This is a genomic window from Bacillus salitolerans (genome assembly GCF_042680805.1).
In the GTDB taxonomy this organism is placed as follows: Bacteria; Bacillota; Bacilli; order Bacillales; family SA4; genus Bacillus_CJ; species Bacillus_CJ salitolerans.
Window position 1 is genome coordinate 108,318 of the sequence record NZ_JBHUEM010000024.1, and the last position, 24,830, is coordinate 133,147.

The 24,830-nt window shown below is 36.1% G+C and carries 21 protein-coding genes and 2 riboswitches; of the genes, 2 read left to right on the forward strand and 19 right to left on the reverse strand.

Annotated elements, in window-relative coordinates; all coding sequences use genetic code 11:
- Positions 1–22 precede the first annotated feature (22 nt).
- Together ACFSCX_RS15190 and ACFSCX_RS15195 are read left to right on the forward strand one after the other, a co-directional pair.
- Complete coding sequence (locus ACFSCX_RS15190; protein WP_377929098.1) at positions 23–244, forward strand: hypothetical protein; 222 nt, start codon at positions 23–25, stop codon at positions 242–244.
- The gene (locus tag ACFSCX_RS15195; protein ID WP_377929099.1) at positions 222–803 is read left to right on the forward strand and encodes a hypothetical protein; all 582 of its coding nucleotides are present in this window, start codon (positions 222–224) and stop codon (positions 801–803) included. Before ACFSCX_RS15190 ends, ACFSCX_RS15195 begins: the two co-directional genes overlap by 23 nt.
- A 94-nt stretch (positions 804–897) precedes the next feature.
- Here the strand turns inward: ACFSCX_RS15195 and ACFSCX_RS15200 are convergent, their stop codons facing one another.
- From ACFSCX_RS15200 to ACFSCX_RS15290, 19 genes are all read right to left on the reverse strand, one after another.
- Positions 898–1,662 carry a PP2C family protein-serine/threonine phosphatase gene (locus tag ACFSCX_RS15200; RefSeq protein ID WP_377929100.1) on the reverse strand — a complete coding sequence of 255 codons (765 nt, stop codon included), beginning with the start codon at positions 1,660–1,662 and terminating at the stop codon, positions 898–900.
- A 92-nt stretch (positions 1,663–1,754) separates the two neighbouring features.
- Positions 1,755–3,869, reverse strand: coding sequence for an HD domain-containing phosphohydrolase (locus ACFSCX_RS15205; protein WP_377929101.1), 2,115 nt, complete (start codon positions 3,867–3,869; stop codon positions 1,755–1,757).
- A gap of 234 nt (positions 3,870–4,103) precedes the next feature.
- A riboswitch (cyclic di-GMP riboswitch) is annotated at positions 4,104–4,189 on the reverse strand.
- 80 nt (positions 4,190–4,269) lie between these two features.
- Complete coding sequence (locus tag ACFSCX_RS15210; RefSeq protein ID WP_377929102.1) at positions 4,270–4,860, reverse strand: DUF5317 domain-containing protein; 591 nt, start codon at positions 4,858–4,860, stop codon at positions 4,270–4,272.
- 35 nt (positions 4,861–4,895) lie between these two features.
- Positions 4,896–5,207 (reverse strand): STAS domain-containing protein, encoded by a 312-nt coding sequence (locus ACFSCX_RS15215; RefSeq protein WP_377929103.1) that lies wholly within the window; start codon positions 5,205–5,207, stop codon positions 4,896–4,898.
- Positions 5,208–5,220: 13 nt separating this feature from the next.
- Complete coding sequence (locus ACFSCX_RS15220; RefSeq protein WP_377929104.1) at positions 5,221–7,275, reverse strand: flagellar assembly protein A; 2,055 nt, start codon at positions 7,273–7,275, stop codon at positions 5,221–5,223.
- A 40-nt stretch (positions 7,276–7,315) separates the two neighbouring features.
- Positions 7,316–7,627 carry an STAS domain-containing protein gene (locus ACFSCX_RS15225; protein ID WP_377929148.1) on the reverse strand — a complete coding sequence of 104 codons (312 nt, stop codon included), beginning with the start codon at positions 7,625–7,627 and terminating at the stop codon, positions 7,316–7,318.
- Positions 7,628–7,742: 115 nt separating this feature from the next.
- A riboswitch (cyclic di-GMP riboswitch) is annotated at positions 7,743–7,827 on the reverse strand.
- 58 nt (positions 7,828–7,885) lie between these two features.
- Positions 7,886–11,248 (reverse strand): EAL domain-containing protein, encoded by a 3,363-nt coding sequence (locus tag ACFSCX_RS15230; protein ID WP_377929105.1) that lies wholly within the window; start codon positions 11,246–11,248, stop codon positions 7,886–7,888.
- Positions 11,249–11,309: 61 nt separating this feature from the next.
- The gene (locus tag ACFSCX_RS15235) at positions 11,310–11,546 is read right to left on the reverse strand and encodes a hypothetical protein (protein WP_377929106.1); all 237 of its coding nucleotides are present in this window, start codon (positions 11,544–11,546) and stop codon (positions 11,310–11,312) included.
- A gap of 423 nt (positions 11,547–11,969) precedes the next feature.
- Positions 11,970–14,087: a response regulator transcription factor gene (locus ACFSCX_RS15240; RefSeq protein ID WP_377929107.1), complete on the reverse strand. Its 2,118-nt coding sequence runs from the start codon at positions 14,085–14,087 to the stop codon at positions 11,970–11,972.
- On the reverse strand, positions 14,072–14,326 hold the full coding sequence (locus ACFSCX_RS15245; protein ID WP_377929108.1) for a hypothetical protein: 255 nt from the start codon (positions 14,324–14,326) through the stop codon (positions 14,072–14,074). The genes ACFSCX_RS15240 and ACFSCX_RS15245 overlap by 16 nt, the downstream gene beginning before the upstream one ends.
- A gap of 13 nt (positions 14,327–14,339) precedes the next feature.
- Positions 14,340–15,767, reverse strand: coding sequence for an RAD55 family ATPase (locus ACFSCX_RS15250; RefSeq protein WP_377929109.1), 1,428 nt, complete (start codon positions 15,765–15,767; stop codon positions 14,340–14,342).
- Positions 15,768–15,917: 150 nt separating this feature from the next.
- The gene (gene gatB / locus ACFSCX_RS15255; RefSeq protein WP_377929110.1) at positions 15,918–17,348 is read right to left on the reverse strand and encodes an Asp-tRNA(Asn)/Glu-tRNA(Gln) amidotransferase subunit GatB; all 1,431 of its coding nucleotides are present in this window, start codon (positions 17,346–17,348) and stop codon (positions 15,918–15,920) included.
- Positions 17,349–17,360: 12 nt separating this feature from the next.
- A complete protein-coding gene (gene gatA / locus ACFSCX_RS15260) occupies positions 17,361–18,818 on the reverse strand; it encodes an Asp-tRNA(Asn)/Glu-tRNA(Gln) amidotransferase subunit GatA (RefSeq protein ID WP_377929111.1) in 1,458 nt (485 codons plus the stop codon).
- 13 nt (positions 18,819–18,831) lie between these two features.
- Positions 18,832–19,122: an Asp-tRNA(Asn)/Glu-tRNA(Gln) amidotransferase subunit GatC gene (gatC, locus tag ACFSCX_RS15265; RefSeq protein WP_377929112.1), complete on the reverse strand. Its 291-nt coding sequence runs from the start codon at positions 19,120–19,122 to the stop codon at positions 18,832–18,834.
- A 133-nt stretch (positions 19,123–19,255) separates the two neighbouring features.
- Positions 19,256–20,020: an ABC transporter permease gene (locus tag ACFSCX_RS15270; protein ID WP_377929113.1), complete on the reverse strand. Its 765-nt coding sequence runs from the start codon at positions 20,018–20,020 to the stop codon at positions 19,256–19,258.
- Entirely contained in the window at positions 20,020–20,946 is a 927-nt protein-coding gene (locus ACFSCX_RS15275) for an ABC transporter ATP-binding protein (protein WP_377929114.1), read from the reverse strand. Before ACFSCX_RS15275 ends, ACFSCX_RS15270 begins: the two co-directional genes overlap by 1 nt.
- Before the next feature lie 186 nt (positions 20,947–21,132).
- A complete protein-coding gene (locus tag ACFSCX_RS15280) occupies positions 21,133–21,693 on the reverse strand; it encodes a class I SAM-dependent methyltransferase (protein WP_377929115.1) in 561 nt (186 codons plus the stop codon).
- A gap of 372 nt (positions 21,694–22,065) precedes the next feature.
- The gene (gene putP / locus ACFSCX_RS15285; protein ID WP_377929116.1) at positions 22,066–23,523 is read right to left on the reverse strand and encodes a sodium/proline symporter PutP; all 1,458 of its coding nucleotides are present in this window, start codon (positions 23,521–23,523) and stop codon (positions 22,066–22,068) included.
- 536 nt (positions 23,524–24,059) lie between these two features.
- Positions 24,060–24,803, reverse strand: a complete 744-nt coding sequence (locus ACFSCX_RS15290) for a sulfite exporter TauE/SafE family protein (RefSeq protein ID WP_377929149.1) — start codon at positions 24,801–24,803, stop codon at positions 24,060–24,062.
- Positions 24,804–24,830: the final 27 nt, after the last annotated feature.

Genomic DNA, 24,830 nt, shown 5'->3' on the forward strand with positions numbered 1-24,830 from the left:
AAACAAACAAGAGAGGGAACTTATGAAACAATGGGAGAAAAAATTCTCAGCATGGATAAACACGAATGAACTAATTTATGTGGAGACGATGAAGCAGAGGATTGGGCGCTCTCTAATATATGGAAGGCTCCTTTCTTTTAATATGGATGAACAGTTTATACAGCTATATAACGACGATGATAAGAGAGTTGATATGATTCCATTCAAGGAAATCGATCAAATTGGATCTACAAAGGAAAGGTAGTGAGGTTATTTATACAAAGATGGTGGTTTTTATTGCACTTTTTTTTGCCATGACCTACCAAATAGCATATGGAAAGGATACCCTATCTCCAGTAGCTGTTATTCACCAGTTTTACGAGGATGTAAGTCACAACCGCTGGGATGAAGCCCCCTATTGGTGGATAGAGCAGCAACGGGTTGAATTAAAAGGATTTTTTGAAAACGAAAATAATATTAGAGAGAAAAAAGGACTTTATAATCTGAAGGAAGCGAAGTTAGTTATGTGGAAAGAGCTACCGTATGAGTACGGCTTGAGTTATGTTCCAAGTGAGTATATGGATTTTTTTACAAAGGATAAGAAAATCTACTATGTCGGTGTGAACTACACAGTACATAAACAAACTCAGTCCTTTATTGATGGGACAAATTATTTTCTTATTGCAATGGTCCGTGAGAATGGAGATTGGAAAATTGCACTCACTACTCATGTGACTGTTTCCTCGATTATCGAAGACGGTCATGGTTTTGGTACGGAGGATGAATGTACTTATGATAAGAGAAGATTAAAGGATGTAGATTAGGTCATTGCATATAATAGGTTCTTACTTACATAAACTTTAATCAACGCTTTAGCAATAAACAAAAAAGCAGAACAAGGATTAGTCCTGTCTGCTTTTAATACTTGTATTTAAAAACTAACATCGTAATATCATCTTTTTGTTGAAGATGTTCTGTAAAGCAGTGTAGTTCTTCAATAACACCATTTTTAATATCCTCAACAGGAAGGGTGTGTATTCTGGAAAGTAGATTTATTAATCTTTTCTTATTATAAAGTTCCCCCTCCGAATTTTGAGCTTCAATAATACCGTCTGTATAGAAAAATAAACAACTACCTTTTTCTATTATTAATTCGTGTTGCTCATACTCATAATGGGGCAGACCACCGATCATAATTCCTTTACTTTCTAGGAACGTACTAGTTGAAGAGCTTGTCATTAGCAAAGGATATGCATGACCTGCATTCGCATATCTGATGGTGCTGGAAGCTGGATCCCAATCGGCACAAAACAATGTAACAAACGAAGTAAGTGACCGAAGATCCTCATAAAGAGCTTGGTTGATTAACGTTAACATTTCCGATGGATCATTTGCTTTCTGTGCTAAACTTCGAAATGCCCCTCTTATTAAGATCATTTGCATGGCAGCCGGGATCCCTTTACCCATTACATCCCCGATGACCATCCTAAGTTTGCCATCCGGCAACTTGCATACATCATAGTAATCTCCACCGATTAGCCTTGCGGGTATCGATATTCCAGAAACCTCTACACCTGAAGAGATGGGTGGAGTACTATTAAGTAGTTTCGTTTGGATATTTTTGGCTAGTTTAATTTCTCTTTTTAAAGTCTTATCCAATTCGTTTAGAATGGGAACACTCATACTACCCCACCTTTATCCCACGTGTAAATTTCCCGTAGTGTTTTTTACCTACTAAAAATATACCATGTTTTTCCGAGAAAGAAATCCTTCTTCTACTCACTAACTATTTTTTTTTCTGAAAAATGCCCAGTACCTACCATTTCTACCAAATTCATCTCCATCACAACCGTAGTCCCTTTTGGACTTGTATAAAGTTTCACCTTATCCATCATCTTCATGAGGAGATTAAACCCTTGACCTAATGATACTTTTGTTGAATAACCAGCTAAAAGAGTGGATTTAGGTAACTCTGATAAATCAATTCCACTTCCTTTGTCTTGAACAACAATCTTAAGTGTCCCATTCTCATAGAATAGGTGTATTGAGCCTGAAGTTGCATGCTTGATCACATTTGTCACAACTTCTGATGTACAAAGTAAAATTTGAAATGCCACCTTACTAGGAACATTTAACTGGGTTAAAATTTCCTGAACTAATTGTCTACTTAACGGGACATCTCCTTTCTTTTCAATTGGCAATGAACCAATTGATTGTTTTTGAACGATATTATTCAGTTCCTTCATATCAATAAGTTCCATTTTTCCTTTCGTAACAGAAAAGATAACATCTCTATACAAAGTTTGGACTTGTTCATTTTTTTGTTTTTCAAATTCAAAAATGGGGGTTATATCAGTAAGTAAGAACTGATATCCATCTGGCACTTGAGTACAATAAACGTCATAAAGTCTTCCAGCTTCATTTTCTACTATTTCCCTGATGATTCTTTGTTCCACTTGTACCTTCTCAATGAGAACAGTTAACTTTTGTTCAATATCAAGACTAACTTCCTGACCTTTTCCATCAATAAAAACCTGATGTTTGAATGTAAGGTGAGTCACACTTAATTTACTTAATAATTCAGAGTCTTTAAGTTTGTGACTAAGTTTAGAATCTACTTTTTTCTCAACTGATTCCTTCTCATGTACAACTTCTTCCACCGACTCACCTAAACACAGTTCCATAAATATATTTAAACTTACTTCAACTAACTTCGGATCAAGCTTATTCCCAGCAAGCTTACTAAACTCTTTTTTGGGATTTTTTATCTTTGGATCAAGTAAAAGATGATCGAGCTCATTGGCAACAGAAATGATTCTAGAGCCTAAAGGAATGCTTTCTTCGGCTAAATTATATGGAAAACCATTTCCATCCCACTGCTCATGATGATAGAAAACATATTCTGCTGCTTTGTCTAACCCTGATATTTCTTTCACCATCTTCGAACCCAATTCAATATGGTTCCTATATTCCCTTTCCTCTTCAATCGTTAAAGGGCCTCTTTTTATAAACAGTTTTTCACCTAATTGGAGCTTACCCATGTCATGAAAAAGGGCTGCATAATGAATTGAGTCAATTTCCTCCATGGGTAATTTTAATTCCTCAGCTATTCTTCTAGCCATTTTCCCTACCCGCGTAGAGTGACCACGGTTGATTAACAATTTCATTTCTGACACTTCTGAAAATTTCTCCATTGTTGATAAGAAGATTTTTCGAAGGTTAATAAATAAACCAAATGCGTATCTAAGTAGAAAATAGCAAAATACAACAAAGAAAGTAACAATAAAAAATAGGAGTGGTTGCTTTAAGCTGTAAATATAGACAAGGAACAATGTAATACTAGATGTCGTAAGAAACATATAGATAGCATCTAATAAAATATTTAACAAGGTTCCCCAGTAAGGTTTATTATTAAGTGTTGAAAAAACAACAGCAATCAATATATAGTTGACCAAAGAATGTATTCCTATAACAGCGAATAGTAGCAACATTGTTTTCCAATGAAAAATACTCTCGCGATCATATAGCCATTCAAAGAACAAACCTGCTACAATAATACAGATAATATATAGACTCAAATTAAACAAATTTTTCTTAATGTTTCTTTTTTTCCATAATAAGGCTGTAGTTAAGAGGAAAATAACGAGTTCCACTACAACTGCATTTTCCACTCCATAAAACAATAAAGCAATAAACGTAAAGGTTTGAGAACTAGTAAATAAGGTACCATTGGGAAGTTCAATTAAAAAATACTCTAATACCCCTGCCAAGATACCTAATGCAAGAATGACTTCAATACGGGAGTAATCGGTTGTAAGGAGGGATATGACTAATAATGTAAAACCAACCAATATTATTGAATTAATATATACATTTAATTTGGTTGGCATTTTCTTTCACATCCTTTTTTAAAATATGAGGAAATAACTTGTGGTTTAACAAATAAATTAATCAAGAAACATCTATTTTTTAATAAAAACTGGGGCGTAGGTACTGCTATTGAATCCTTAAATCTAAAAGATTATGATTATGGACGCCAAGGTACTCCTGCTACTGCAGATAATGCCATTGCAGCAAGAACCATGATTAGAAATACTTTACCTTTCATGGGATCAACCTCCTTCTTCGGTAACCGGCTGCCATTGAGATTTTCCTCTTTAGGCCCTAGCTTTGCGTCCTCGTCTTTCGAGCGAGTTTGCCCTTTTCGATAAGAAAAACATCTATATTCTTTGAAAATCCTACGCCCCAAGATTGAAACCAATTTTAATGTTGAATCCTACTTTGTCAGATTCAATCAATTTCTAGCCCTTTTTTGTTTTTGTGGAAGATATCAACGTAGCTTTTTATTCCAGTGATGGTATAAAAAAAGAAGATACACATCCCAAAAGTAATAATGACATCTCCTATGCTAATGACCTTATCAAATAATGCATAAGGCAAGTGAAGTGGAATAACATCACCTAGAAAAGGTAGCATTGTATGTTCATTGATTAATTGATGCTTTCGATAGCCTGATTCAAGAATTTCTATATAATGAGAAAGGTTTGCCGCTTCTAATGCTTTGCTAGATACCGGCATCCTTCCACCGTTTATGATAATGACTAGGAAGTTTAAAAACATCCCAACGGAGAAAAGTATAAAACCCGGTAAATGTTTATTGATCAACGCCCCTATTGAAAGCAGGAGATATGAAGCTGCGATAAATAGAGAAAACCACTTTGTAAATGCTGAGTAATCATAAAGATACATGGCTATGAGTTGAAGGACAAAGCAGCTTAATATGAGATAAGGAGCTTTAATCTTAACCTCCCATAAATGGTCAAATGACTTTGCACGTAAGTATGCAAATAGTATGGCTAGGAACAGATATTCATAAATCATCTAATTCCTCCTTTTCTTATAGAAGATACTAATTCCTAAACAAACACATCTTCTCCAACAATATCTGATATTTGGAGTATATCGAAAACCATCGCCACATCCTCATTTACATTCGTGATAGTTACCTTAATATTTTGGTCTGTCAGCAGTTGGATGGTTTTCAACAAAAGTCCAATACCTGAGGAATCTACGAATGGTACCCTTTCAAAATTGAATACAACTGAACGATACGTAAGGAGACTTGGGGTTAATTCTTCCTCTATAATCTCAGTAGTTTCAATATCCAAATCTCCCTCTAGATCCACCCTTACTCCATCTTCTTGTTCCAGCAATGAGTACTTTAACATTCGATTTCCCCCTTTATGATTTAAACGCTATATTCCCTTCGTTGTCCAGGTAGGCAACAACCTCATAGGTGACATCTTGAAAGGTGTATTTAGACTTTCCAATTTTGATTGTAGTACCTTCCATTGCTTTATTTATTTTTATGGTTTGATCACTTGGAACAGATATTAAGGTTGTAACACCACTTTCAGCACCAACTTCATTGATATCAACACCTAGTCTTCCATAAACCTCTCCACCTCTTAGAGCACCTTTAACTTTCAAACTACCACCTGCATGGATAGTAGAGTGTGTACAACTTTTCCCTACTATTAACACATTACCACTACAATAAATCTTACTCTTTAGTACATTAGGTACTGTTATAAAGGAATCTTGATCAATCGGTGAATCGCTTTCTTCATTTAGTTTCTTCATTTTTTGTGATAGTTGCTCTATACGTTCAATTGAAATGACTTCATTTGTTAAGGATAAAAAAAGATGATTTAGCGATATCGCTACTTCTTTCCATTCTTCATCTAAATACGTTTCTCCCTTTCTTACAACCTCTACATACTTTTTAGCTATGGATGGGAAGCTTTGAAACTTCTTTTCTAGTAATATTCGAATTAACGGCTTTAACCCACCATTAGATAAATCACTAGATTTAAAAGCTGGAGACAGCATCAGTTCATTGACCACTTTCAGTAATTTTTCTGTTTGTTGATAGAGACTCCCTAGCAAATGTCCTAACTCAACCTGTAACATATTGTTTTTCCCTGCTGAAATCTCTGAACCAACGATATTTCCATACGTAATGATGGAACCAGAAGTTGTCAAAATTGCTTTATTAACAAGCTTGTGAACATTAATTTCACCTTCAGCTTCCACAACCATATTATTTACTTCTCCAACTATTTCTACATCACCTATAAACCGAATATTTCCAGATTCCAAATCTACATTTCCTTGGTGAACGAGCTTTGGTTTAACAGCTACTGTAATCAGTTTTCCTCTTTGCTCCACTTGTGGTCGCCCTGACGCAGTTGCCACAATTTTATTTTCTTCAATGATAATTCCATTTCCAGGTCTCACAATCACTGGGTATACCTTCGGGGCTGGTATTAATTCGTTTTGAACTGTATATCCCGATTCTCCTGGAATAGGGCGATGAATAATGCCAATCACTGCGCCTCTATCCACAGCTGGAAAGGTTTGAACTTCTTTATAATCAATTCGTCCATCCTCTTTTTCAAGAAATTCATTATTACCTTGAAGGTTGACCAAATACTCGATCCATCCATCATTTCCATCTGTTGGACTTTTACCTGTTGCAATTTCGAACGTGGACGGTTCTTCCACACTCGTTGCTTTTATAATTTCTTCTATATCGTAACCCTCGTTAATACCTAGCGATTTCAACTCATTGATAACATCATGTTGAGTTAAGCTGTTTATGATTTCTTTCTTTTCGTCCACTTTAACGTCAATATGGTAATCCGGTACGACATCTTGTAAACTCCGGGTGATTGTGTAACCAGGTTCAACTGTTAATAAAACTATTAACCCTTGCTTATCTATCTTAATGGACCATTTTGTTTCTCTTTCCTCCAGAGAATCCACTTCAATTTCATAATGGTGTGCCTCAGAAACAATCGTTGTCTCTTCTGTTATGGATTGCCCATTCTTCATTAAACGTAGACCTTCTTGGATTGTCACTAAAGGAAACCTTGTGGGTGAATCTCTACAATATAGCCTTCCATCCTTCACCCACACTTTACCTTCGAGTGTATGGATGCTATCATCTACCTTTTCCTGAGGTTGAAGGACCTTTGTAAGGTCCTCCTCTCTCGGTTTATCTCCATCATTCAATATCTGTTGTGAGGAGTCATGAGAATTGTTCGAACGGTTTTCTTGGCCCTTTTGAATCGTAAGTTTAACAACCGCTTTTTTTGTCCCTAAACCTAAAAATCCTTTTTCATTCGACTGAATAATCTCAATATCCACTTCATCTTTATTGACTCCTAGCGTATTTAAACCAATTATGATAGCGTCTTGAACGTCTTTTCCTTTCGCAACGATGGTTTGCATAATGACCCTCCCATCCAGTTAATTTGTGCAACGTTATACTTTAGATTTTTTGCAAGGCTTTTATAATTTGGTAAACACCAATTTCTTCAAAAACCTCATCCGTAAACTCATTCATACCTTGTAAAATGAGAGTAAAGTGTTTTTCAATAGAGATATGGGCAGCATTTATAATTGAACCGATCCCCGTAGAATCGATAAATTCTAGGTTTTTAAAATCAATGATTACAGTTTCTGGGCTTACGATTTCCTTTAAATGCTCATCAAGCATATAGCTTGTTGAAATATCTAGTATTCCTTTCAAATGAATCACTAATTCGGATTCCTTCCTGTCTATATTAATGGATAGTCCCATAGTATTCACCTCAATTCTCCTTGATTTTCTACGTATGATAAAAAGCCCCCCAAAAGGTTGGGGGGCTTCAATAGATAGTACAAAAGCACTATAAACTGAATACAATTCCATCCTTTTCGGTAACCCGGCGATCTTAGCACTTTGGCCTTAGACCCGTGGCTTTGCGTCCTTATCTTTCAATAAGTTTGCCATTTTCGTAGGTATAAGTTCTTATTTACTACTATTATCGGGTGTTTTATTATCATTTTTAGTGGTAAATCAAACCTTTTCAATTAATTTTTCTAATTTTTCTGAATTATTTCCAGTTGTTGGCATATTTCTGGTACCTTTCCCCTTATTTTCCTCTTTTATCCTCGGGATATTTACTTCAACAACTGTCCCTTCATACTCTTTACTACTAAAGGTTATAGTTCCTTTGTGCTGTCCAATAATTTGAAAGCATTTCATCAGTCCTATTCCTATTCCCTTTTCACGATAGCTATAATAAGGTTCTCCTAACCGCGCTAACCGCTCTTCGTCCATTCCTATTCCATTGTCAGTAATTGAAATATTGATATGAGAATCATTACTTGTTAATTTAATCCAAATTTCCCCATAAGTTTCAACGGCTTCTATACTATTCTCAATTATATTAGTAAACACTTTTTTTAGTTGATTAAAATCTCCATGCATTGAAGCAACCAAATTCGACTCTATCGAATAGCGGATACTTTTCTCGATTAATTTATCTGTAAAACGGTCAAGAACCTCCTGAAGTAACTCGGTAATATCTACACGTTGAATTAGCAGTGACTGTAAATTGGCTAATGCTAGGTATTCATTAATAATTTCTTCAATTTGTTCAAGTTCACCTTTAATAATTGGGAAGTAAGTATGATCATAGGATTCTTCTAACAATTGAACAAATCCCTTGATAGACGTAACAGGATTTCTAATTTCATGTGCGACTCCTGCAGCCAACTCACTAACAATCGATAGCTTTTCACTTTGTAATAGCATTTCTTCGGTTTTTTTCTTATCTGTAATATCACGTCCAATGACTAACATTTGCACTACCTTTTTATCCTCATCAAATACTGGCGAGATTACGAGTTCAAATATCCCAAGCTCCTTATTTTGTTTTTCCAATTGAAACTCTGATTGACATGGAGCCTTATTCATATAACTTTCATTGAATAGTTTTAAGAAATGATTTTGATTCTCTGGGCCTACTAACTCAGTAAACAGCTGTCCTTCCAAATGAAACTGGCTTCCCATAATCCATTCAAAAGATGGAGAAGCATAATCTATCCTTCCACTTACACTGCAAATAAAGAAGAGATCAGGCATATTCTCCGCGATTAAGCGGTAGCGTTTTTCACTTTCCTTTAAATGTCTCTCCATCTTTTTTCGATCGGTAATATCCACACAGGAACCGATAACCTCGTCCACAATCCCACCACGTTTTACAGGGCTTAAAACTACCAAGTAGGTAATTGCATTTATCTCCTGTTCATAAGATACCCTATCCTCTCCATGCCAGGCTCTTTCATAATAAGTAGTTATCTCCTCTGCCATTTTCAATGGATGAATCTCAAATAAATCTTTTCCTATTACTTGTTGGGGAATAAAACCTAATCGATATACTAACTCACCATCACATAATGTATGAATAAAATGGCCATTTATCTTTTTGACCTTGAATGTCATCCCTTGTTGACGACGGATTGTCTCCTGTAGCTCCCTTTTTGCTGAACGAACAAGCTCTTCAGACCATTCTGCTCCGCTTGTTGTCTGAGGAAGTCCTAATTTACTTACTGCTCCACCTATCTCTTTTAACATCCCTTCAAGCTCTTCAGATGGTACAGGTTTTCCAAAAAGGTATCCTTGTCCCCCCTCACAAAAGTGTTGTTGAAGAAATATTAATTGTTCCTTTGATTCGATTCCTTCGGCGATTACACTTAAATTTAAACTATGCGCCATTGAAATGATTGTTTTGACAATTGTTTCATCATTGGGATTCTGATTGAGATTCCGAACAAAGGATTGATCAATTTTTAACGTGTTGATAGGGAACTCTTTTAAGTAGTTTAGTGAGCTGAAACCAGTCCCAAAATCATCAATACTTATTTTCACACCTAATGCTTTTAATTCACCTAAAGTTACAATAGATCGTTCAATATCTGCCGTCATACTTTCTGTTATTTCAAGCTCTAAAAATTCCGGTTTTAATTTTGTTTCGACTAATGTATTTGAAATGATATTTACAATATTTGATTGAGCAAATTGCCTTGGAGAAAGATTTACAGAAACAATCATTTCCGTGTGCCCTTTATCATGCCAATGTTTGTTTTGTAAACACGCCGTTTTGAGAGCCCATTCCCCCATCTGTATAATTAATCCGGTTTCCTCCGCAATAGGTATAAATAAATTAGGTGGGACCATTCCAAGCTCAGGACTATTCCATCTCATTAAGGCTTCTGTCCCAATCATTCTTCCCGTTTTAAGATTCATCTTTGGCTGATAATATAATTCCAATTCATTACGTTCTAGTGCTTTATGCAAATACATTTCTAAAAGTAATGGATTTAATTGAGCATTCCCTTCATCCAAATAATAGAACCTATACGTGTTTTTCCCAGCCTTCTTTGCTTGATACATGGCAAAATCCGCGTTTTTCACTATCGTTTCAATGGTCTGTCCATCCTCAGGATACATACTTATCCCTATACTTGGTGTGGTGAAGATTTCATAATTTGAAATATGAAACGGTTGTGCAAGTACGTCAATAATACACTGAGCAATGTGTGCAGCCTTATCTCGATCAGCATTTTCTAAGAGGACAATAAATTCATCTCCTCCCTGTCGAAACACCATTCCAGCATCATTTACTATAAGTTTAGTACGATGTGCTACTTCCTTTAGCAACTGATCTCCCATCGAATGACCTAACGTATCATTTATGACTTTAAATCGATCAAGATCAAAGAATAAGACAGCAAATGACTCACTCTTCGTTACTTCCTTCTCTTTTACATACTTATTCAATTTATTACGATTTGGTAAACCAGTAAGCTGGTCGTGGTAAGCCATAAATTTAATGACTTTTTTCCTTTCTTCTTGCTCGGTAACATCTTTGGAGATTCCGTATACTCCAACCAACTCATTTTTCAATAGAATCGGAAGAAGCTTCGTCTCGCTATTAATAATAGTCCCATTCTTTTGTATAGCTTGAATACATACATCTTGAATCACTCCATTTCTACTTGTTAATTCAAAGACTTTAACAAACTCAGTCAAGTGATCAGGGTGTATAATCTCTCTAACATTTAAGCCCATTAATTGTGAATGACTAAAGCCAAACTGGATTTCACAAGCATGATTTATTTCTTTAAAGTTCCCCTCTAAATCTAATGAAAAAACTGCATCAGGATGATTGTTAAATAATGATCGATAACTTTGTTCACTGACTAGTAATTGTTCTTCTAGTTGTTTCTTATCCGTATTTTCTTTTACTAGTTTGATAGATTCCATTCTTTTTATGACCGAATAACTTAGGGATATGGCAAGGATGATGATGAATAGTATGAGGACCCCAAAAAGTACCATTTGCTCTTGATTAACATTTAACACTTGAAACATTATCAGTTTCACTTCCTTCCCTATATATATCACCTTCCTACTTACCTACCCCTCTAAGTTGTTATTCCATTAGGTCAAAAATCCTCAGTTCCGATTGTGTTGGTTCAATATATTGAAAATAAATAACTCCGTTAATGACTACCATTTTCACTTTTTTTTGTTTTATCAAAAATTCGATTATTTCGTTGTTATTTTCTTTTTTTGAATTTTTTACTAAACTACTATTTCCTATTACGTTATTTAAGACCAACAATAAGATATATTCTGTTATTTCTAATAGCTGCTCATAATCTTTCATTGAACGTATCCTTTCTCGTAATGCTAATCAATCTATCAATTAGATTACTAATTTGTTATTGTTGTTCTCAAGCTACACTCTAATTTTCTACTAGATTTGTTTATCCGTATATCACCATCAACTCTCATTTTTGTTTTTTATTTCCAGTATCGATAGAATAGGAACTACTTCCTATATACTAAAAAAAGGTACAACTGCCCCGTTAAGACACGACAAGCAAATGTTCTGTCATAAAAAATGGTGGTTTTCTTGTTTGTTCATAACAGCTTATTTTGACCTCGTCTAGGATGAAAGCAAAGATCGTCACAATCTCTTCCTCGCTCGTCTCTGGAGCCAGATTCAACGTAATAAGGTAGTATAAAAAACTACACATTCTTCATTCATAAATAAAAAACCCCGCTTTCGCGGGATTTGATATAGTTATTAGGTTTGAGGCACATACCCCATTTGATATACTTTCGCAATCGCTTGTGCACGATCAGCCACACCAAGCTTTTGTAATATTTTCGTCATATGGTTCTTAACGGTATGTTCGCTTATATACAATGTATGGGCAATTTCATGGTTACTATGCCCTTTCAAAACTAAATTTAGCACCTCTTTTTCTCTTGTGGATAGATTTAGGGACTGCTTTAATGCTTCATTATCCATTTCAATAGTTGTTTTTTCCATTAAATCAATTTGATTCATTGATAATTCTAATTCAATCCTTGGCTGTTGTTGCAGGTACAGTATAAATTTACTTTTTAGATTTTCTTCAATTGAGACCAGCTTTTTTAATGAATCTATTTGTTCATTTCCTTCAACAAAATGAGTGACCAGTGTTAAGATTTCACTTTCTACTCTCATACTTTCTTTGTTTTCACTCTTGAAATCCTCAACCACTTCTAATAGCTTGTTGTTTTTCATAAATTGTTTAAGTAAGCTAGAATCATAAACGGTCGCTAAGCATGCTTGTTTTAGTAACTCAATGTGATCCAACTGTAAGAATTGTGCAAAACTCTCAACTAAATCACTTATTTTGGACAATTTTTCATATTTCTGTGGATCAAGATTTTTTACTATATTGTTCAACATCAAAGCTATGCTTTCTTCATCAATTATATTGTTCCTAGTACTGTTTAAGTGAAGGGAAATACCTCCTGCAACGGAAAGACTTGATAAGAAGGATTGAAATTTCTCTGCATCATCCTTCGAATTCAGCCCTACACATAATACTCCATATAAATGATCTTGAAAGAGTAGTGGAAATTCCAGAACGTCCCGACCCCAACTAGTCCTCCCTATCGTTACTTGCTTTGTTTTTGCCTTTGTAACCGGGTGGGAAAAGTTTTTAACGGCAACTTCATATCCATATTTATTTATCTCGGTCTCCGATAAACCTCTAGAGACAATATCTACTTTTGACTGATTAGCATTTCCCTTATAAACAATACAAGAAAAAGGTCCACGCATGACATTGATACTAATATCTACTAAGATATAGAGAACTCTTTTAATGTCTTCCACTGAGGTGATTGCCTTAAATACTTCATTAAAGGTAGACAATTCTAGCAGATGGTTCTGTAGGCTAGCCCGTACTTGTTGTACGGTTAGCTTATTGCTAATAAGCGCAGCCTTCATAATACCTTGGGTATTTGACAGATCCTCATCGAGTTCAGTTTTTGTACTTCCCCCAAAGAATACACCCTTAACAGTGTCTCCTATATAAACGGGTGCACCGAATAAACTAATAACGTTAATATCTTGCCTTTTAAAAATTGAAGCTCTAGGGTCTAATTGTGTATTTTTCCAAAACTGAAATTGCTTTGAGGCAATAATATGGCCTAAAAAACCCTCTCCCATAAGAAAAGTCTGACCCTTCAAACAATCTATTTTGTTAGTTGTATAGGTAACCTCATATTGCTTATGTTTATTTTCTATCGCTAGTCCATAAAACTCAATCTGGCTCTTCTCTCTATTGAGCTTATCAAAAAAGGAAAAGGGGGTTGCATTTCCTATTCTGATAGCACCTAAACTTTCTTTTGTAAAATCTAACTGTTGTTCAGTTTTGCTTTTATCCTGTTGAAGTGTAAGATAGTCTTCTACTAAAAATGTGAATTTATTGATTACATCTATGCATTTCTTCTTTTCTTCATCGTTGTGTTCTCCCATAGCTTCTATCATTTCGGCAATATACTTCCTATTCAGGCGTTTCTGCTCAATCGAACGAATAACTAAATCTTGAGAGGTTCTTTCAAGTAAAAAACCAGCTATGATAAAATATGATAATTGATCCCTTATCCAAATAGGAGAAATAATAACCTTTAATCCCAGTTCCGTGTCCATCATAACAGGCTGTTTGATCGCGTTCAGAGGATTTATAAAGGATAGAATAACTTCTTTAGTCACGAATTCCTTGTAAATAAGCGTTACGAGTGGGGTTTCATTGGATAAAGTGGTTATTTCATGTCCTTCTAAATCGATCATTAGTAAAGATAGGCTTGCTAATTGTGCATAATCATCCTGCAAGTTCTGTAGAAATCTTATACTCCTCTCCATGCTATCGCCCCATTAATATCTGTCATTAAAGGTTGAATATATCGGTATATAGCTTGATCCCCATTTCCCACTTTTTCTAATATTGAATTGGCTACTAATTGTTCAAGAACAGGTAGTAAATCCTCAATGTTACGTCCCAGCCTTGTAGTGAGCCCATGTAAGGTTTCAAAGGTATAGGGGTTTTCCTGAAAGAACATTGTACACTCAATTTCAAGTGGATTTAATTGATAATCTATCATACTATTCCCTCTCCTATACTAATCTAATGAAAGGCTTCGATTGAATATTTTCTACCACAAGCGGTGGTGACATGTTCCCTTGTGGGGATTTTTTTAGTTGAAAATATTGATAATTCCCATCTACCCACGTTTGAAATACACCATTACAGGTTCTTTCTAAAAAGCTAGCTGTCTCAGCACCAATCTCAGTAAAATTACATAAGGCAACCATACTCATTCCGTATGAGCTTATTTTGGCGACTTCCTCTGTAAAATATTCTTTCACAAAGTCTTTGCCCCTTGCCGAAACAATCGTGTTAAGGTCATAGTATACAAACCATTTATCTCCATCTTCAGTGCCTTTAGCAAAGATCGGGTCTAATTTATCTTTAATGAAATGTTTAAACTCGTCATCACTTAAATCCTTTACATGAATAACAGTATCTTTGTAAAATTCCGGAAAAGGCCTATCATAGTGTTCGATAAAATAAACCTTTTTATCTTTTACTAACTCTTTCAAACTAACACCATATAAACTAAATAAGTGTTCAATATCTAACACTGTTACTAGGCTAGAGAGTAACAGTAGTACCTTCTCGCCAGCTAGAATCCTACTAGTAACTATTGAGGCTGTGATGTAACTGTAATTCGCCTTACTATTCGTATCAAAAATAAAGCTTGTACCATTCGGAATACCACCGGACAAATATTGGTCAAGGACTGGAATACCTGTTGTGATATTTGTTCTTTCTTCTACTACTACTTTATCCTCGATCATCGTAAGGGCAGGAATAAGATGGATCCCTTGTTCATTGATCCGATATATGTGCTCACCTTCTTTAATTTTTCGACCTCTCAGTTTTAAAACTTCTAACGTCCGCTTTCGATAAATGGAATTTTGTTCTTGAAGGGTGAGCTTAATTACTCCATCTACTACATAGTTAACAAATGTTTCTTCTTCTGATACAACAGTAGAATTCTCATGAATTAAAAGAGATGTTAAAGAGTGTTTACGAAGAATATTTCTTATCGAATAAATGGTGGACCGCTTCTTTACAATATCATCAATACCTAAATAAAATAGATTTAAACTATCGATTACAATTCTCTTACAATTTATTTCTTTCACGAGCTGGTCAAATAAACCATTCGGGAGTTTCATTTGTTCGAGTAGTGTTTCTGGTGACATACAGACAACGCGTAATTTATTTTCTCTTTCCAGCGCCTTTATGTCCCATCCAAATGCCCTCATATCCTCATATATTTGGTCAGGGAATTGTTCAAACGTAATATAAATTCCATTCTCATTTTGATTCTGAGCACCATCATATAGAAATTGCATGCCTAAAATCGTTTTACCGGTACCAGGTGCCCCATTCACTAGCACAGTTGAACTAGAAGGTAAACCACCATTCAAAATCGCATCTAACCCTTCTATTCCTGTTCTTGTGTATCTATTCATATCATACACACTCTCCTCTCACGACCCATCCCTCTTTTTGATTTATATTAATTTTACAAATAATTCATAGTGAATGTAAACAAGCAAATAGGGATAAGGAAGAAACAACCAAATAAAAAAGGGTGCTCCTAACTAGAACACCCCTTTTGCTTATCTATTATTTATTTCTTCTAAGAGAATCTTATTTAACATTGGTGGATTTGCCTGCCCCTTTGTCGCCTTCATCATCTGACCGACTAAGAAGCCAATAGCCTTCTCTTTTCCACTTTTATAATCTTCAATAGATTGAGGATTAGCATCTAACGTTTCTGTTACAAGCTTACGAAGAGTACCTTCATCCGAAATTTGCACAAGTCCTTGTTCCTTCACAATCTTTTCAGGATCTCCACCCTTTGTGACAAGTGTCTCAAATACTTTTTTGGCAAGCTTAGATGAAAGAGTTCCGTCTTGAATTAGAGAAATCATTTTCGCTAGGCTCTCTGGAGTAAGTGCAATTTCATGAAGCTCTTTGCTTGCAGAATTTAAGTAAGCAGAAACCTCACCCATTAACCAGTTAGATGCAAGTTTTGCATCTGCACCAGCAGAAACAGTTGCTTCAAAATAATCGGACATTTCTTTCGTAACGGTTAGCACTTTTGCATCATACGTAGATAAGCCCAACTCTTCGATATATCGCTTTTGCCTCGCATCTGGAAGTTCAGGAATCTCTGCTCGAATGCGCGCTTTCCATTCGTCATCTATATATAGAGGTACAAGATCTGGCTCAGAGAAATAACGGTAGTCATCTGATCCTTCTTTTACACGCATGAGAATCGTTTCTTTTTTCGCCTCATCATAACGACGCGTTTCTTGCTGAATCACACCACCAGATAACAAAACTTTTTCTTGGCGCCTTTCTTCAAATTCAAGTCCCTTCTGCACAAACGCAAAGGAGTTTAAATTTTTCAACTCTGTCTTTGTTCCGAATTGTTCCTGACCGATTGGACGAAGTGAAATGTTTGCATCACAACGAAGAGAACCCTCTTCCATCTTACAATCCGATACACCCGTATATTGGATAATGGACTTTAACTTTTCAAGATACGCATATGCCTCTTCTGGTGTTCTAATATCAGGCTCTGACACAATTTCAATTAACGGTGTACCTTGACGATTGTAGTCTACTAACGAGTATCCATCACCAGTATGCGTTAATTTACCTGCATCCTCTTCCATATGAAGGCGTGTAATCCCGATTCGTTTTGTTTCCCCCTTTACCTCTATTTCAATCCAGCCATTTTCACCAATTGGTTTATCATATTGTGATATTTGGTAAGCTTTTGGATTATCTGGGTAAAAGTAGTTCTTTCGATCAAACTTCGTCTCTGCTCTGACTTCACAGTTTAATGCCATTGCTGCCTTCATGGCAAATTCAACGGCACGTTTATTTAAAACAGGTAGCACACCCGGATATCCTAAGTCTATTACACTTGTTTGTGTATTAGGAGATGCTCCAAAATGGTTCGGACTATTTGAAAAGATTTTAGAATCTGTTTTTAACTCAACATGGACTTCAAGTCCGATAATCGTTTCAAAGTTCATTTTCTAGCCCCCTTACAGACTCGGCTTTTGCTTATGATGGTCCGTTGCTTGCTCAAACGCATGCGCAACACGATACAGAGTAGACTCATCAAAATGCTTGCCGATTATTTGTAATCCTAATGGTAATCCATTTGAGAACCCACATGGTACGGAGATTGCTGGTACCCCTGCCAAGTTTACTGGAATCGTTATAATGTCGTTTGCATACATTGTCATCGGGTCCTGCGTCTTTTCACCAAGCTTAAATGCGGGAGTTGGCGTCGTTGGTCCAATAATGACATCATACTTTTCAAACACATCGTCAAAGTCTTTTTTAATTAATGTACGTACTTTTTGCGCTTTTACATAGTAAGCATCATAATAACCCGAGCTTAAAGCAAACGTCCCAAGCATAATACGACGCTTTACTTCTTCTCCGAAGCCTTCACTACGAGTTTGCTTATAAAGGTCTAGCAGATTTTTCGCATTATCAGAACGTACCCCATAACGAATACCGTCAAATCGAGCTAAGTTTGCTGAAGCTTCTGATGACGATAGTAAGTAATAGGTCGCTAGAGCATATTTTGAATGAGGCAGTGATACTTCTTCCCACGTCGCTCCTAGTCCTTCTAGTACCTTTAAGGCATCAAGCACTGATTGCTTAACATTCTCTTGAACCCCTACTGCTAAATATTCTTTTGGAACTGCAATTTTTAGCCCCTTAACATCCCCTCTGAATGAAGATAAGAAATCCGGAACTTCAATATTGGCAGAAGTTGAATCCATTGGATCTAAGCCTGAGATGGTTTGTAATACGTATGCGTTATCTTCTACTGTTCTAGTAATCGGTCCTATTTGATCAAGAGATGAAGCGAACGCGATTAGTCCATAGCGAGACACTCGTCCATATGTAGGTTTTAATCCAACCACCCCGCAGTATGCAGCAGGTTGACGAATTGACCCACCTGTATCAGACCCTAAAGAGAATAGCACTTCTCCGGCAGCAACCGAAGCAGCTGAACCACCACTTGAGCCTCCTGGTACATACTGAGTATTCCAAGGGTTTCTTGTTGGGACGAATCCTGAGTTCTCGTTTGAGGACCCCATCGCGAATTCGTCCATGTTTAATTTTCCAACCGTGATGGCCTCAGCCGCCTTTAGTTTTTCAACAACGGTAGCATCATAAATGGGGTCAAAGTTAGCTAGTATTTTACTACCACTTGTTGTACGAAGGTTTTTCGTTACAATGTTATCTTTCACACCAATGGGCAATCCGAAAAGCAAACCGAATTCGTCTTTTCTACTAAGTTGGTTATCCATATCATTCGCTTGTGCGCGAGCTACCTCTTCATTTAATGTTAAAAATGCCTTTATTTGATGATCAACTTCATGAATTCGTTTGAATGATTCATCCACTAAGTCTGTAACGGAGATTTCTTTCTTATGTAACTTACTATGTAATTCAGAAACTTTATGATCGAATAATGACATATCTTCCCCCCCTTTACTCTATAATGGCCGGTACACGAATTTGTCCATCTTTATGATCTGGAGCATTTTTTAATACTTCATCAAGTGGCAGACCCTTCCCTGGCTTGTCCTCTCTAAGCACATTCTTCATATCTAGTACGTGAGAAGTTGGAGCAATATTATCGGTATCAAGCTCGTTTAGCTGTTCAGCAAATGTAATAATGGCATCCAGCTGCTTTTGGAATTTTCCAGCCTCTTCCTCAGTTATCGCTAGACGCGCTAAATGTGCAACGTGCTTAACTTCATCTTTAGAAATACGTGACATATTCCTTCACCTCCAAAAGTATCGGTCATCAATAATATACTGATAATACCAAAGTTTCACTCCTTTAATCAACAAACGTCATCACCTTTAACACTGAAAGGGGTGGATTCTAACATCCACCCCTTTCATCCACCTATACATAAATATCTCGTTTATTAAAAATAAAGAATGAAACAAAAAGAAAAAGAGCCATATGAATGCTGTTATTTAGAATAGAAAACGTAATGGTCATTCCTTCAAACATCGGCTTGCCGATAAAATAAGGCATTAGATTCGTATTGGAGAATAGGAAATACCTTGCTCCCTCATACTGATAATGTTCAAAAAAGACAAGTAGTGCACTAGATGCAAAGTATAATAGGATTGTCACAGTAGTCGCAATTAGGCTGCTTTTAAATAGAATCGACAACATAAAGGCAAACGTACAAATTATGATAATTTCGATATAGGTCGTTACATATTGAAGAATGGTTTGCACGAACATAGCATCAAACATAAACATTCCTTTGTAAAAGAAAAAGATTGATACTACTAATGAAAATATCAATTGAATCAGCATAATACCAGTAATCAACAAGAGTACGGTCACATATTTCGATAAGAGGATTTTCCACCTTTTATAAGGTTTGATTAATAACGATTTAATCGTTCCTCTCACATATTCATTAGGTACGATATCACTTGAAAACACAATAGCGACTAACTGTATCATGATTAATAAATTTGCTGTCAGCTTCATAAATTCCCAGTACTGCATACCCGCACCTTGAAATAGCTGTCTAACAGAGACACCAAATAAAATTGTCATAAAAAAACTTACTACTAAGTAGATCCAAATCCCTGGACGCTTGACTATTTTCATTCGTTCATTTTGAAGTAAATGTATAAATGCTTTCATTATACTTGTCCTTTCAACGTTTTCAAAAATCGGTCTTCAAGGGTATGCTCGTTCCTCTTTATACCAACAACTGATATACCTTGATTGACTAACCACTTCGTTAACTCAGCAACTTCTTTTTCCCTCATTTCTACTGTGAATCCTTTTCCAGTAAACTCGGTTGTAGTGTATGATGGGCTCTCTCTTTCAAAAAGGTCTCGCACTTTTTCTACTTCTAATACTGTATAGGTATAGAATGAATACTGATCCTCGTTATCGTCTTTTTCTTTAAGACTTGCCTCATTGACAATTCGCCCGTCATGTAATACCATGACCCGATCGCAAATCAATTCAACCTCAGCTAATATGTGACTTGATATGATAATGGAGACACCTTGTTCCACTGCCAGCCTTTTTAAAAGTACACGCAGATCCTTCATCCCTTCTGGATCAAGTCCATTCGTTGGTTCATCTAAGAATAAAACACGAGGTCGATGCATAAGTGATTGAGCAAGTCCAAGCCTTTGTTTCATTCCTAGTGAATAAGTCCGTACTTTGTCATGCACATAACTATCCAATTGCAACAGCTCTATCACTTCATTAACTGTAAAAGAATCTTGAGCCCTATTCATATGTAGCGTATGCAGGAGATTGTCATACCCTGATAGGTAATCATACATCTCTGGGTTTTCTATAATCGCCCCAACGTATTGGATTGCTTCCTCAAAATCTCGCTGAGTATCATGACCTAAAGTATGTACAGTTCCATTACTTGGCCTCAATAAACCGACTAACATCTTTAATATCGTTGTCTTTCCAGATCCATTGGGTCCTAGTAATCCCACTATCTCTCCTCTCGCAAGCTCAAATGATACATCCCGTATGATCATTGAATTTCCAATTCTTTTTTGAAGATTACTTACTTTTAATACTATTTCTTGATTCATTATTTTCCCTCCACCAAGGATTCTATCATTAGACGTAATGTATCTTTAAAAAGTCACAAGACTTGTACTATTTCCTTGGTAATTAGGGACTGTTCATCCGTTTCCCTCAAAACTCTACATACGATTGGAATGAAAAAACGGCTTCCGAGAACTTCATGACCTGTTCCCACCGCCGTTTTAATCAGGCTATTCGATTGGTTTTATTGCATCTACGATTAAAGATATAAAACCTAGGTGACCATTTTGGTTTCTATGGTCAAAACGTTTTGATCGATAAATAAACCCTTTCGTTTCATCCCAATCAATACAATGAAATGTACCGTTTTCATCACAATTCTCTAGTAAGGTAACATTGAAACCAACTTCCTCAAACATCGAGCAAAGAGTCTTACAGTTATGTACAATTTTATGACTCGCCGCTGGATGGTTCTTTGGTCCCGGTCCTCCAACTTGAACACTTATTTGATACTCTTCATTTGGAAAATAGCCATCTGGAACAGCACATCGAACATACCCACCTGGCTTTAGAAATTCAAAACAAACCCTCGCAGCTTCAATACCTTCATCGAATGATAAATGCTCCCAAACATGTTCAGCTAAAATAGCTTCTAACGAATTCGGTCGAAACCGCTTCTCCCAATGAACACGACTTAGTAAGTCTAATTCTGTTTCTTGGGTTTGTAGCCATGTCGGATTGTTATTGTATTCACCTGTACCAATCACTACCTTTAAATGTTCCTGTATCATTCAATTTCCCCTCTTTGTTATCATCCATTACTACCAGGCCTTATGTACGGCTATATAAATTTCTTTTAGTAACTTCGAGCCTCTCATTACAGCTTGAATACTTTCTTGGTCAGACTTATCCGCAAGTTTAGTTTGTCTAAATGCTCTTCCCCCTACACCAAGTCGTTAATCTGATTTTAGTTTAATGATGTAAAGAATGGAAGAAAGAAATGTTTTATAATAAGAAGGTTCTTCTATTGTTCCACATAAATATTTTCCTCCTCCAATTAGCAGAACAAAAGGCTCAGGGCGCCCCGTTTAGCCTCAGGCATAGCAAATGTTCTTATAAAAAATACCATGGACTTCCCATCCATGGTATTTCTTGTCGATATATTATTCAGCTTTTGCTGCTTCAAATTCATCTTGAATCTCTTGGTCTGGTTCTCCGTCAATTAAACTGAAGACCATGATTGCGATCCAGGCCAAGATAAAACCTGGTACAATTTCATATAGGTCAAATAAACCACCTGATAGCTTGCTCCAGATAACTACTGTTACAGCACCCACAATCATACCGGCAAGTGCTCCTTTACCAGTCATTCGCTTCCAGAATAGTGCTAAAATGATAACTGGACCAAATGCTGCACCAAATCCACCCCATGCATAACTTACTAGAGATAGTACAGAACTATCTGGATTGCTTGCTAACCCAATAGCGATTAGCGCAATTACGACCACTGCTACGCGACCAATCCATACAAGCTCTTTCTCTGATGCTTCCTTACGGAAAACAGAACGATAAATATCTTCTGCAATTGCACTTGAAGAAACAAGTAATTGTGAATCAATCGTACTCATAATCGCTGCTAGAATTGCAGCAAGTAATATTCCAGCTACCCATGGGTTAAAGACAACCTGTGTAAATTGAATAAATACTTGCTCCCCGTCTGGAAGACCACCATCTGCGAAATATGCAATTCCCGCAAAACCTGTGAAGATCGCTCCGAATAGTGCAAATACCATCCAGCTCATACCGATTAAACGAGCCTTAGGAACATCCTTCACTGATTTAATTGCCATAAAGCGTGTAATAATATGAGGCTGACCAAAATATCCAAGACCCCATGCTAGTAATGAAATGATACCTAATGCTGTCATACCTGAGAAAGCATCAAGATAAGATGGGTCAATGCTTCCAACCTGATTTACAGTTTCATCCCATCCACCCATTTGGTTCATAACCACTATAGGCACAATAATTAACGCTAAGAACATTAAAATACCTTGAATGAAATCTGTCCAGCTTACCGCTAGGAATCCACCTAAGAACGTGTAAGAAATAATTACAATCGCACCAATCCAAAGTGCTTGGTTATAAGTTAACCCAAATGAAGCTTCAAATAACTTAGCTCCACCCACCATACCTGAAGCAGTATAGAACGTAAAGAATAATAAAATGACTAATGCCGAAATAATACGTAATAGTTTAGACTTATCACGAAAACGATTCTCTAGAAAATCTGGAATGGTAATTGAATCGTTTGCTTTTTCTGTATAGCTACGAAGTCTTTTCGCAACAAATTGCCAGTTTAGATAAGCACCTATCGTTAAACCTACTGCAATCCAAATTTGATTCATCCCACCTGATGCATAAACAGCACCTGGTAATCCAAGAAGTAACCATGAACTCATATCTGATGCACCAGCACTTAATGCCGCTACACCTGGTCCTAGTCGTCTTCCTCCTAAAACATAGTCAGATAGATTACTAGTTAGTTTATAGGCAGCAATACCTATTCCTAACATCCCAATTAAATAAACTATAAATGTAATTAACGTTGCCGGTTCCATTATAGGCTATTCTCTCCCCTCTTTAAAATACGATATTACTGATAAAATGACTGTTGCTAACATTGGTACAATTAGCCAAAATAGGGTTGCACCTGATATTGCCAAGCTCATCACCTCCACTATCATCCGTATGCAATCATATGCACCCGTATTCATTACCCGAAATTTCAAAATTATAAACCTATTTTTAAAAAACGGCCGCACATGCTGAAAATGAACAGTTTTCACTATATCATACTTTTCAATTCAGAACATTCAGAAAATAATAACCAAATTAATTTTATGAATAATTATTCAATTAATTGATAAAAAAAGACAACTCATCCTTATTAGTAGGCAATATCTATTCATGAAAATTCATAAAATTAATTTTTCTTTTTTCATGATTTTGTCACAATTAGTTCGAAATTACCAATTGATTTTTTTATATCATTCAATTAAAATTATTACTATTTATTTTAAGAAAATGATTTATTTTTTTTATGTAATTATAAAGAAACCCGAGTAAGGAAAAAAACTCTCACTCAGGTCTTTATTTAGAATGTTTTGTACACAACTTGCCCAATTAATAGGCAAATAATCGTCAGTAATAAAGTTCTAGCTACCTTAAGGGGAATTCTCGGTAGTGCCCGTAATCCAATTTGAGTTCCTATAGCAGAACCAATCGCTAAAGCAATCGCATATTCCCACTGTACATATCCTGTTTGATAAAAAATGATGAAAGCACCGACACAACTACCAAAATTCAATACCCTCGCTAATTGGGCTGATTCAACGTAAGCAAATTTTTCTCGTAAATAATGGATAATCGCAAACGTTGACGAACCCGGTCCAAATCCACCGTCATAAACAGCAATCATAAATGGAGCCACTCTACTCCATGATGATGACACTTGATTCGTGTTTGTTACAGTATTCATTAATTGTTTATTTTTTAATGTAATAAGTAAGGCAAAAACCAACAGAATTAATGCGACAATATTCATTGTTTGTTCGCTAACACTTGAGGTCAATATAGCGCCAACCGTACCTCCAAAAAAAGCAATGATAATGACCTGAATCATTACCCTTATCGAAAATAATTTATTCTTGATCAAATAAAGAATACTCGTAAATGATGCAATCCCAGATGAAAATTTATTCGTCGCAATTCCTACTTGAATCGGAATGCCGACCAACATCATAGCAGGCAATGTAATAATGCCTCCTCCACCTGCTAACGTTCCTAAGAAGGATGAAAAAAGTCCTATAAAAAACAATAAAAAGAATGTGCTATCTATCATAATCCCCTCATCTATTCTATCTAG

What these genes read in the sequence shown, in the direction of transcription:
- ACFSCX_RS15210 (WP_377929102.1), bottom strand. Translation starts at nt 4,860, where the DNA reads ATGATTTATGAATATCTGTTCCTAGCCATACTATTTGCATACTTACGT.
- ACFSCX_RS15245 (WP_377929108.1), bottom strand. Translation starts at nt 14,326, where the DNA reads ATGATAGATTATCAATTAAATCCACTTGAAATTGAGTGTACAATGTTC.
- ACFSCX_RS15250 (WP_377929109.1), bottom strand. Translation starts at nt 15,767, where the DNA reads ATGAATAGATACACAAGAACAGGAATAGAAGGGTTAGATGCGATTTTG.
- ACFSCX_RS15190 (WP_377929098.1), top strand. Translation starts at nt 23, where the DNA reads ATGAAACAATGGGAGAAAAAATTCTCAGCATGGATAAACACGAATGAA.
- ACFSCX_RS15270 (WP_377929113.1), bottom strand. Translation starts at nt 20,020, where the DNA reads ATGAAAGCATTTATACATTTACTTCAAAATGAACGAATGAAAATAGTC.
- gatB (WP_377929110.1), bottom strand. Translation starts at nt 17,348, where the DNA reads ATGAACTTTGAAACGATTATCGGACTTGAAGTCCATGTTGAGTTAAAA.
- gatC (WP_377929112.1), bottom strand. Translation starts at nt 19,122, where the DNA reads ATGTCACGTATTTCTAAAGATGAAGTTAAGCACGTTGCACATTTAGCG.
- ACFSCX_RS15220 (WP_377929104.1), bottom strand. Translation starts at nt 7,275, where the DNA reads ATGCAAACCATCGTTGCGAAAGGAAAAGACGTTCAAGACGCTATCATA.
- ACFSCX_RS15200 (WP_377929100.1), bottom strand. Translation starts at nt 1,662, where the DNA reads ATGAGTGTTCCCATTCTAAACGAATTGGATAAGACTTTAAAAAGAGAA.
- ACFSCX_RS15230 (WP_377929105.1), bottom strand. Translation starts at nt 11,248, where the DNA reads ATGTTTCAAGTGTTAAATGTTAATCAAGAGCAAATGGTACTTTTTGGG.
- ACFSCX_RS15205 (WP_377929101.1), bottom strand. Translation starts at nt 3,869, where the DNA reads ATGCCAACCAAATTAAATGTATATATTAATTCAATAATATTGGTTGGT.
- putP (WP_377929116.1), bottom strand. Translation starts at nt 23,523, where the DNA reads ATGGAACCGGCAACGTTAATTACATTTATAGTTTATTTAATTGGGATG.
- ACFSCX_RS15235 (WP_377929106.1), bottom strand. Translation starts at nt 11,546, where the DNA reads ATGAAAGATTATGAGCAGCTATTAGAAATAACAGAATATATCTTATTG.
- ACFSCX_RS15280 (WP_377929115.1), bottom strand. Translation starts at nt 21,693, where the DNA reads ATGATACAGGAACATTTAAAGGTAGTGATTGGTACAGGTGAATACAAT.
- ACFSCX_RS15225 (WP_377929148.1), bottom strand. Translation starts at nt 7,627, where the DNA reads ATGGGACTATCCATTAATATAGACAGGAAGGAATCCGAATTAGTGATT.
- gatA (WP_377929111.1), bottom strand. Translation starts at nt 18,818, where the DNA reads ATGTCATTATTCGATCATAAAGTTTCTGAATTACATAGTAAGTTACAT.
- ACFSCX_RS15275 (WP_377929114.1), bottom strand. Translation starts at nt 20,946, where the DNA reads ATGAATCAAGAAATAGTATTAAAAGTAAGTAATCTTCAAAAAAGAATT.
- ACFSCX_RS15215 (WP_377929103.1), bottom strand. Translation starts at nt 5,207, where the DNA reads ATGTTAAAGTACTCATTGCTGGAACAAGAAGATGGAGTAAGGGTGGAT.
- ACFSCX_RS15240 (WP_377929107.1), bottom strand. Translation starts at nt 14,087, where the DNA reads ATGGAGAGGAGTATAAGATTTCTACAGAACTTGCAGGATGATTATGCA.